Source organism: Bradyrhizobium sp. STM 3809 (genome assembly GCF_000239795.1).
Classification (GTDB): domain Bacteria; phylum Pseudomonadota; class Alphaproteobacteria; order Rhizobiales; family Xanthobacteraceae; genus Bradyrhizobium.
Map to the genome: position 1 here is coordinate 1 of NZ_CAFJ01000258.1, position 1,700 is coordinate 1,700.

Annotated in this window: 4 protein-coding genes; 1 reads left to right on the forward strand and 3 read right to left on the reverse strand. The window is 65.6% G+C overall.

Annotation, left to right across the window (positions count from 1 at the left end; translation table 11 throughout):
• Positions 1-346, forward strand: a 346-nt coding sequence (locus tag BRAS3809_RS14465) for a DUF3597 domain-containing protein (protein ID WP_035656311.1), incomplete at its 5' end; no start/stop codon positions are given.
• 106 nt (positions 347-452) lie between these two features.
• Here the strand turns inward: BRAS3809_RS14465 and BRAS3809_RS34865 are convergent.
• The 3 genes from BRAS3809_RS34865 to BRAS3809_RS14475 all read right to left on the reverse strand — a co-directional run bounded on the left by BRAS3809_RS34865 (position 453) and on the right by BRAS3809_RS14475 (position 1,566).
• Positions 453-617, reverse strand: coding sequence for a YjiS-like domain-containing protein (locus BRAS3809_RS34865; protein ID WP_008962853.1), 165 nt, complete (start codon positions 615-617; stop codon positions 453-455).
• A gap of 115 nt (positions 618-732) precedes the next feature.
• Entirely contained in the window at positions 733-1,005 is a 273-nt protein-coding gene (locus BRAS3809_RS14470) for a GNAT family N-acetyltransferase (RefSeq protein ID WP_008962854.1), read from the reverse strand.
• An 18-nt stretch (positions 1,006-1,023) separates the two neighbouring features.
• Positions 1,024-1,566: a DUF3828 domain-containing protein gene (locus BRAS3809_RS14475; RefSeq protein WP_008962855.1), complete on the reverse strand. Its 543-nt coding sequence runs from the start codon at positions 1,564-1,566 to the stop codon at positions 1,024-1,026.
• Positions 1,567-1,700: the final 134 nt, after the last annotated feature.

Sequence of the window (1,700 nt, forward strand, 5' to 3'; positions counted from 1 at the left end):
CGGCGCGCCTGCTGCGGGCGGCAGCGCGCCGGCGGCTGACACCAGCACCGCCGCGGCTCCGGCGGCTGCGCCTGCTGCGGCGCCGCAAAGCGTCGACGTGGCCGCGATCGTCGACAAGGCCGCGGCCGCCAAGCACGAGAAGCTGGAGTGGCGCACCTCGATCGTCGACCTGATGAAGGCGCTCGACATCGATTCGAGCCTCGCGGCCCGCAAGGAGCTCGCCAAGGAGCTCGGCTACACCGGCGACACCAACGACTCCGCCAGCATGAACGTCTGGCTGCACAAGCAGGTCATGAGCAAGCTCGCGGCCAATGGCGGCAAGCTGCCGCCGGAGATCAAGCACTGAGCTTGCGTGCGCGACTGCAAAAAAGCGAAAGGCCCGCCATCTTGCGGGCCTTTGTCGTGTTTGATGAAAGCGTGCTCGCCGGCCTGCGCGTCGGCGCGCGGGCGTCTCAGGCGCGCACGAAGGCCGCGCGCTCCCAGGCTTCGGCATGCAGCTGGTCGCGGGTAAAGCCGATGTCGCGCAGCGTGCGCTCGTCGAGCTGGTCGACGTAGGCGAGCTGGGTGCGATAGTGGACGTAGCGCTTGAGAACGTCGAAAATGGCCGTGATGAACATGTGCCTCTCCCCATTGGTCTGGTTGTTTGTACGGCGGGGAATTGCTGATCCATCCGGGTAGCCACGGAGTTAAAAAGCGGGCTTCAATCGTCGTGCTCGGTAGTTCTACGGTCCGTCAGGCCATGATGTCCCGGTTCTCCGGATGGTCTCGGAGGTAATCGGCGACGAAGCTGCAGCCGGCGGCCACCTTGCGGCCGTCGGCGCGGATCAGCTCCAGCGCCCCCTTGACCAGCTCGGAGGCGATGCCCCGCCCGCGCAGCGGACGCGGCGTCTCGGTGTGGGTGATGATGACCGCCTGCGGCGTCGCGCGGTAGTTGGCAAAGGCGATGCTGCCGTCGATGTCGAGCTCGAAGCGGCTCTCGGCCTTGTTGTCGCGGACGGCGGTCATGGTCGCTCCTCTTAAGCGCTACTTTCGTTTCGGTTTGTCGGTCAGCTTGATGAACTCCGCCAGCATGTCGCGGATCGACCACGGCTTGCCGTCGACGGCGCCGCGGATGTCGTCGATCTTCCATTGGCCGGCATCGCGGACGAAGTCGTAACGAATGACGTTGTCGGCCTGTTCCTTGCGCTCCAGGCGATGGCCGGTGAGGGTGACGGCGATGGTCGCCTTGTCGGCCTCCTGCTTCTCCGAAACCACCTTGAACGAGGCGACATCCGGATCCTGCGAATTGGTGATCGGATCGAAATCGACCGCGCCGACCTCGCCCTTGGGCGTGCGGGCATCCATCCTGGCCCATTGGGCCGCCAGTGCCTTCGACAGATATTTCGCGCGCGCCGCCTTGTCCGCGATGACGAAGCTGCCGCCGTCCTCGCCCTTGCCCTTGGCCACGCGGGTGTAGATCGCGGTCATGATGCCGGCGGGCTCGTTGGCGGCAGGGCTCTGCGCGTGCAGCGGGGACGTGGCGAATACGCCGGCGAGGCCGAGAAGCAGGAGACGACGATCGATCATGGGGATCCTCAAATCAGATTCGGCGCGCGGTGACATGCTGGGAATGCGCAGCCGGCACGGGTTTGTCGCACGGGCTCGGCATTTGTTCGAACGACCTCACCGCATGGGGTGGTTGTCGCATATGAAGACATGAG